The sequence below is a fragment of the Candidatus Thermoplasmatota archaeon genome, from assembly GCA_035541015.1.
Lineage (GTDB): Archaea > Thermoplasmatota > SW-10-69-26 > JACQPN01 > JAIVGT01 > DATLFM01.
On the sequence record DATLFM010000072.1, the window covers coordinates 1 to 6447 of the forward strand.

The 6447-nt window shown below is 70.4% G+C and carries 10 protein-coding genes; 9 read left to right on the forward strand and 1 reads right to left on the reverse strand.

The window, feature by feature from the left end:
• A partial coding sequence (locus VM681_06485; GenBank protein ID HVL87636.1) for a hypothetical protein occupies positions 1-207 on the reverse strand: 207 nt, incomplete at its 3' end.
• Between the two features lie 133 nt (positions 208-340).
• Here VM681_06485 and VM681_06490 point away from each other — a divergent pair.
• The 9 genes from VM681_06490 to VM681_06530 form a co-directional block, all read left to right on the forward strand.
• Positions 341-1282: a winged helix-turn-helix domain-containing protein gene (locus VM681_06490; protein ID HVL87637.1), complete on the forward strand. Its 942-nt coding sequence runs from the start codon at positions 341-343 to the stop codon at positions 1280-1282.
• A 25-nt stretch (positions 1283-1307) separates the two neighbouring features.
• On the forward strand, positions 1308-2540 hold the full coding sequence (locus VM681_06495) for a tRNA pseudouridine(54/55) synthase Pus10 (GenBank protein HVL87638.1): 1233 nt from the start codon (positions 1308-1310) through the stop codon (positions 2538-2540).
• 21 nt (positions 2541-2561) lie between these two features.
• Positions 2562-2870 carry a 50S ribosomal protein L21e gene (locus VM681_06500; GenBank protein ID HVL87639.1) on the forward strand — a complete coding sequence of 103 codons (309 nt, stop codon included), beginning with the start codon at positions 2562-2564 and terminating at the stop codon, positions 2868-2870.
• A 5-nt stretch (positions 2871-2875) separates the two neighbouring features.
• Positions 2876-3205, forward strand: coding sequence for an RNA polymerase Rpb4 family protein (locus VM681_06505; GenBank protein ID HVL87640.1), 330 nt, complete (start codon positions 2876-2878; stop codon positions 3203-3205).
• Positions 3206-3210: 5 nt separating this feature from the next.
• On the forward strand, positions 3211-3795 hold the full coding sequence (locus tag VM681_06510; protein HVL87641.1) for a DUF655 domain-containing protein: 585 nt from the start codon (positions 3211-3213) through the stop codon (positions 3793-3795).
• Between the two features lies 1 nt (position 3796).
• Entirely contained in the window at positions 3797-4657 is an 861-nt protein-coding gene (rsmA, locus tag VM681_06515) for a 16S rRNA (adenine(1518)-N(6)/adenine(1519)-N(6))-dimethyltransferase RsmA (GenBank protein HVL87642.1), read from the forward strand.
• Positions 4654-5253 (forward strand): HemK2/MTQ2 family protein methyltransferase, encoded by a 600-nt coding sequence (locus VM681_06520; GenBank protein HVL87643.1) that lies wholly within the window; start codon positions 4654-4656, stop codon positions 5251-5253. Before rsmA ends, VM681_06520 begins: the two co-directional genes overlap by 4 nt.
• Before the next feature lie 60 nt (positions 5254-5313).
• Entirely contained in the window at positions 5314-5796 is a 483-nt protein-coding gene (locus VM681_06525) for a hypothetical protein (protein ID HVL87644.1), read from the forward strand.
• Positions 5797-5822: 26 nt separating this feature from the next.
• Positions 5823-6447, forward strand: a 625-nt coding sequence (locus tag VM681_06530; protein ID HVL87645.1) for a hypothetical protein, incomplete at its 3' end; no start/stop codon positions are given.

Genomic DNA, 6447 nt, shown 5'->3' on the forward strand with positions numbered 1-6447 from the left:
GCCGCAGGGCGTGGGGGGAAGCGGCGGAAGGAGCGTGGGCGGGGGAAGCTCGATCGAGGGCACGGGCCCCGGAACCACCCAGACGGGAGACGGGATTGGGAGGGGAACCTCCCCAAGCGGCGGGAGCGGCTCCTCGACGAGGGGCAGGCCAGGCAGCCCCGTCGGAAGCGAGAGCATGCCAACCAGCAGGGCGAGGGACGGGTTCATAGGGCAAGGGAGGCCGGGGGACCTCTTGCAAGCCGTCTTTTCGGTCGGTTCCGACCGACCGGCGAGTCGGTTCCCTACCGTAATCGATACATTGAATACAGGCGGGCTCGCCCTTCAAGGCCAGGCGGGCCGCTTGACCGACGCCGAAGTCGCACCCTATTCCGAGCTTTTCGCCGCCCACCCCGCCGAGCCTGCGGCCGTTGCCATCGACCCGCCCGTCCTGAAGGCCTTGGCAAGCGACACGCGGCGCGACATGATGCGAGCCCTCACGCGGCGTCGCATGACGCTCTCGGAGCTCGCCCGCGCGATGGACCTCAAGAAAGCCACCGTGCTCGAGCACCTCGAACGGCTCACCGACGCCGGCCTCGTGCGCCGCTGCGAGAGCGACGAGCGCGTGTGGGTGTACTACGAGCTCACGCGAAAGGGCGGCCAAATCGTGAATCCCGGCGCCACGAGGTTCCGCCTGCTCGTGGGCCTCTCCACCGTCGCCATCTGCGCGGGCATCGCCATGCTCGCCGTGGCGCAGGTCTCCTTTGCGCCGGTCGTCCCCGGGGCCTTGGGCGTTACGGTCTCGGACGCCCACGTCGCCCCCGGCGCGCAGTTCCAGGCGCTCGTCGTCGCGCCCGAATCCGTCGACTCGCTCGAAGCCTACCTCCTTCCCGCCGGTTCCCTGAAGGCGCTGGGGACCGGCGAGGGCAGCGTCGACGCCGTTCCGCTGCACCTCTTCGACGAGAGCGTCGAAACCCTGCCCGGCTCGACCGCGCGGATGCGATCCGTGTCGGTTCGCGTGCCAAGCCACGGCGTGGAGGCGGGCGCGTACGCGTTCTACGTCCGCGACGCCGACCTCAAGTCGGACAACCGCGACAACTTGCCCTTGGTGCAGGTCTCGAGGACGGACGACGGCAACGGAGTTCCGCCGCAGGGTTCCGCGCCCCGCGAGCGCGTCTCGCTTGGCGCTTCGGCCGCCTCCTCCGCGGGCTCGGCGCTGGCGTACATCCCGGCGCAGGAGATGGTGCTCGCCGCGGCGACGCTTGCGCTCCTGTGGCGTCGCGCGTACGTGCCACCCAAGCCTTGATAGTCCGCACGCGCTTGCGCGCACCGTGGGCGCCGACCTCTCCCCGTTCTCCACGCCCGACGTCGCGAGGCGCGCCATCGCCCTTGCCAGACGCCCGCTGTGCGCGCGCTGCGTGGGCCGCCCGTTTGCCAAGCTCGGCCATGGGCTTTCAAACGCGCAGCGCGGGGAGGCCGTTGCGGCCGCCGCGGGCCTTGCCCCCGTGGAAGAGCGCGACTGCTCGTGGTGCCGCGGCGTGTTCCTCGACCTTCCGGCGTACGTGCGCGTGGCGACTGCCGCCGTGGATGGCATCGAGCTCGACACGTTCCTCGTTGGGACGAGGATGCCTCGCCTCGTGGAGGACGCGGGAGAGGAGGTCCTGGCGCTTTGCGGCGGGGAGACGGCCGAGCCCATCACAAGCGAGCTCAACCGCGAGATCGGAAAGCGCCTCGAGCCCCTGCTTGGAAAGAAGGTCGACGTCCTGCGCCCGCACGTGACGATCCTCGTGGACACGCGCTTCCACGTCGCCTACCCGCAGATCGCGCCTTTGTTTGTCTACGGGCGGTACCGCAAGCTCGTGCGGGACGTGCCCCAGGCGCGCTGGCCGTGCCGCCGGTGCGGAGGCGAAGGATGCCACGCCTGCGGCATGACCGGGAAGCAGTATCCCACGAGCGTGCAGGAGATCGTCCAGGCGCCCGCGATCGCCATGGCGCGCGCGCGCGACGCCGACTTCCACGGAATGGGCCGCGAGGACATCGACGCCCGGATGCTGGGCCGCGGAAGGCCCTTCGTGCTCGAGCTCAAGGAGCCGCGCGTGCGAACCCTCGACCTTGCAAGCCTTGCCGGCGCGATCCATCGGGAGGCGGGCGGCCGGGTGGAGGTGGAGAGTCTGCGGTTGTCGGAGCGGGAGGAAGTGGTCCGCGTCAAGGAGTCCCGCTCGCGGAAGGTCTATCGGGCGCTCGTCGACTTCGAACGCCCCCCCGACGGCGAAAAGCTTAAGAACAGCATCGAGGCTTTGCCCGCCTTGGCCGTTGCCCAGCGCACGCCCACTCGCGTCGAACATCGCCGTGCGATGCTCACGCGGGAGCGCCGGGTCCTCGACGCCCGCCTGGAAGCCCTTTCGGGGGCGCAGGCCGTGGTCTGGATCCGGGGCGAGGCGGGTCTCTACGTGAAGGAGCTCGTCTCGGGCGACGACGGGCGCACCTCGCCCTCGCTTGCCGAGCTCGTCGGGATTCCCTGCCGCGTGCGGGAGTTGGACGTGCTCGACGTCGAGGCGGAGTGACGCGGCCCCAAGGTGACGATCATGGCCCAGCGATCCCGCGGACGAAGGAACAAGACCCGCTACAAGCTCCAGCGCGAGCCGCGCGAACGCGGCCCGCCCCCGCCGTCGCGGTCCCTCCAGGACTTCCCCGAGGGATCCTCCGTCGCCATCGTGCTCCACCCGGCGGTCCACAAGGGACAACCCTTCCACCGCTTCCACGGACTCACCGGCGTCGTCACCGGCAAGCAGGGCGCCTCGTTTGTCGTGTCCGTGTACGAGGGCAACAAGCGCAAGACCGTGATCGCGCGGCCCGAGCACCTGAAGCTCCAGGGCGCGCCGGCCAAGGCGTGATCGCCATGGACGCCGGGGGCCGCTTGGTCACGCTCGCCGAGGTGAAGGAGATCCTCGAGCGCGAGCAGAGCGAGCGCGGCGAGCTCAACTACGAGCAGAAGCTCGCGCTCGAACACGCACGCGCGTTCGCGCGCCTTTCCGCGGAAAAGGCGAACGAGCTTCTGGCCAAGCTCCAGGAGGTCAAGAAGGTGAGCGCGGCCCACGCGATCAAGATCGTCGACACGATGCCCACGAACGCCGACGACGTGCGGGCGATCTTCGCGAAGGAACGCTTCCAGCTCGAGAAGGAAGAGATCGACAAGGTTCTTGAGCTCGTACTTGCTTACGCCGGTTGATCCTTATGGAGGAATTCGCCTACATCCTGGATTACCTACCCAGGGGTAGGCCCGACAATCCACGCTCCAAGGATCCCGTCGCCTACGCCGTGGGCGAGCAGAACTTCGTGATCTTGGAGTTGGAGCCCAAAGCGGGCGCGACGCTGCTCGTGGGCGACCGCGTGTACCTCGGCCGCGACCCGGCGCAGCGCGACAAGATCGACCGCGTGCGAGGGCGCATCAAGCACGAGGAGATGACGCACTCGGCGCAATCGGAGCTTCGCTTCGTCCTCGAGGACATCGTGAAGAAGAACGAAGCCCGATTCGTCAAGTTCTTCAACGACGCCGGGCCCATCACCATGCGCATGCACACGCTTGAGCTCCTGCCGGGCCTTGGAAAGAAGCTCATGTGGGCCATCATCAACGAGCGCAAGAAGGGCCCCTTCCAGACCTTCGAGGACATGGCAAACCGCGTGAAGGCCCTCCACCAGCCGGCCAAGCTCATCGCCCACCGGATCGAGACCGAGGTCACCGACACGGCGCAAAAATACCATCTCTTCGCGCTGCCCTTCGTCGAGCGCGAGGGCTTCGGCCCGCCCGGACGGCGGTGAGATGTCCCCCACGCGCCCGACCGGCCGCCGGCCGGCGCGCGCGGCTCCTGCGGGTCGATCCGCCGACGAGCCGCGGCCTCGCACCTCGCTCGGGCAGCACTACCTCTTCGACCCCTCCATCCTCGATCGCATCGCCGGGCACGCCCTGCTGCGCGGCGACGAGACCGTGCTCGAGATCGGCCCCGGCCGCGGCACGCTCACGCGCGTGCTCGCGCGGCAGGCGCGCAAGGTCGTGGCCATCGAGATCGACGAGACGCTGGCCGACCTTCTTTCCTCCGAGGGGCTGCCGGCAAACGTGGAGATCGTGCACGGCGACGCCACGCGCATGCCGCTTCCGGACTTCGACAAGGTCGTCGCGAACCTTCCCTATCGCATCTCGAGCGAGATCACCTTCCGCCTGCTCGAGCGCCGCTTCGAGCTTGGGGTACTCCTCTACCAGCGCGAGTTCGCGCGCCGGCTCGTCGCCCGTCCGGGCACCTCCGAGTACTCGCGCCTCACGGTGAACGCATACTACCGCGCGAAGTGCGAGATCGTGGACCGCATCCCGCCGGGCGCGTTCCGCCCGCGCCCGCGCGTGCACGGCGCCGTCGTCCGCATCGTGCCGCGCGAGAAGCCGCCCTTTGCCGTCGACGACGAGCGCGTCTTCGACGCGCTCGTGCGGGCCTGCTTCTCCCAGCGGCGAAAGACCCTCCGCAACGGCGTGCTGTCGCAATGGCGGCTCTTTGCCGCGCGCCGGGAGGACGTCGCGGCGGCCGTGAACGACGTGCCGCGGAGCGACGAGCGTGCCGAGGACAAGACGCCCGAGGAGCTCGGCCAGGCGGCCAACGCGCTTGCGCGCGCGCTTGCGAAGGGAGCCGCGTGAGCCTCGTCGAGGATCTCGGGCTTCGCGTCCGGACGCATCCTCGCGTCTACGGTCCGGCCGAGGACACCGAGCTTCTGCTCGAGGGCCTCCTGCTCGAGACGCCGGCGGCCGGCGCGCGCGTGGCGGAGGTCGGCTGCGGAACGGCGCTTGCGGCCGTCGCCGCCGCCAAGCTTGGCGCGCGCGTGCTTGCGTCCGACCGTTCGCAAGCCGCCTGCGACCTCGCCCGGAAGAACGCCTCGGAGAATGGCGTGCGATTCCCGGTCGTGCAGGGCGACCTCCTGTCGTTTGCCAAAGGTCCTTTCGACCTCGTCCTGTTCAACGCGCCTTACCTTCCGGACGAGCCGGGCGCTCGTGCGGGCCCCATCGAGGAGGCCCTCGGCGGCGGCCGCACCGGGGCCGAGACCCTCGCCCGGCTCGTCGCGGACCTTCCCCGCGTCTGGGCTCCCGCCGGCCGCGCCGTCGTCGTCGCGAGCAGCCGCACCGGCCCGGCGTGGCGCGAGCAGGCCGTCCGGTCGGGCCTTGCCGCGCGCCCGCTTGCGGTGCGCAAGCTGCCCTTCGAGGAGCTCACCGCCTGGCGGATCGCCGCCGAGCGGTGATCCCCCCTCGTGCAACCTACCGACGCCAAAGAACATCCCCCCGCCCGCCGGCTCACCGTCATGCTTCCGCGGGCGTGCTGGATCGCAAGCGTCCTCCTGCTGCCGATGGCCCTCCCGAGTCTCGTCGCTTCGACGACCGACGGCGAGGTCCCCTCGACCGGGTTTCTCGCCGCCGTCGCCATCAAGACGCGCGGAAGCCACACGCTGCTGTTCGCCTCCGCTACGGAATCCATCGCCTTGCCCGCCTCGCCCGACGGGGTGCACGCGTGGATGCTGTGCGCCGACGACGACCCGGACGACGGGCTGCGCTGCACGCTGGACGTCTTCACCCTTGCCGGCGAGAAGGTCGCCTCCGCCAACGGCAGCGGCCAACCCTCCGCCTCGATCGTGAGCGTGACGATCCCGCCCGATCGCTACGCGGGCGGCCTGCTCACGCGATTTGTCGCCTGCGCGTGCGTGAACCAGCAGTTTCCGGGGCCGCGGGTGTTCCTGACGGTCGTGGCGCCCGTCGACGCGGCCGGCGGCTTCCCGCAACGTCTATGAACCACCACCCCCCTGCCCGCTCGATCATGAGCGACGCCGGCGTGGCGCACGAGCCGCGGGGGAACGTCCAGCGCGAGGTCAAGGAGGAGACGGAGGAGACCGTCGTTCTGCTCGACCAGGAGCGATTCCCGCGCGCCCGCAAGATCGAGCAGGAGGCCGCGGCCGCCGACGCAAGCGCGCGCGTCGAGCTCGAGGAGCGCAGCTGGCACAAGACGCGGCCCGAGTCGCTCGAGGAGATCGAGCGCATCGTGGACGCCTTCTCGACCGGAGAGCTCGCGCCGCCCGAAGGCCGCCGAACCGAGCCGCGGTGGCGCGAAAGCCGCCCGGCCCCTCCGCCCGAGCCTCTGTCCGAGGAGGACCGGCGCCGCATCGAGCGTCATCTTGGCGTCGAGGTCACGACCGCAACCGTGCTCTCCCGCACGCCCGGCGCCGTCGTCGCGCGCGTCGGGTACCTGAAGGAGGGCAAGGGGACCGAGACGACCGTCGTCCTCCGCGACGACGCCGTGCGCACGCTCGACGACATCGGAGCGACGCTCGACGCGATCGAAGCGCGCGTCGAGCTTCCGCCCAAGAAAGCGCCCGCGCCCAAGCCCCCTGCCGCCCGCGCCAAGGCTCCGAGCGCGCTCCCGGCAAAGTCGCGCGTTCCGTTCG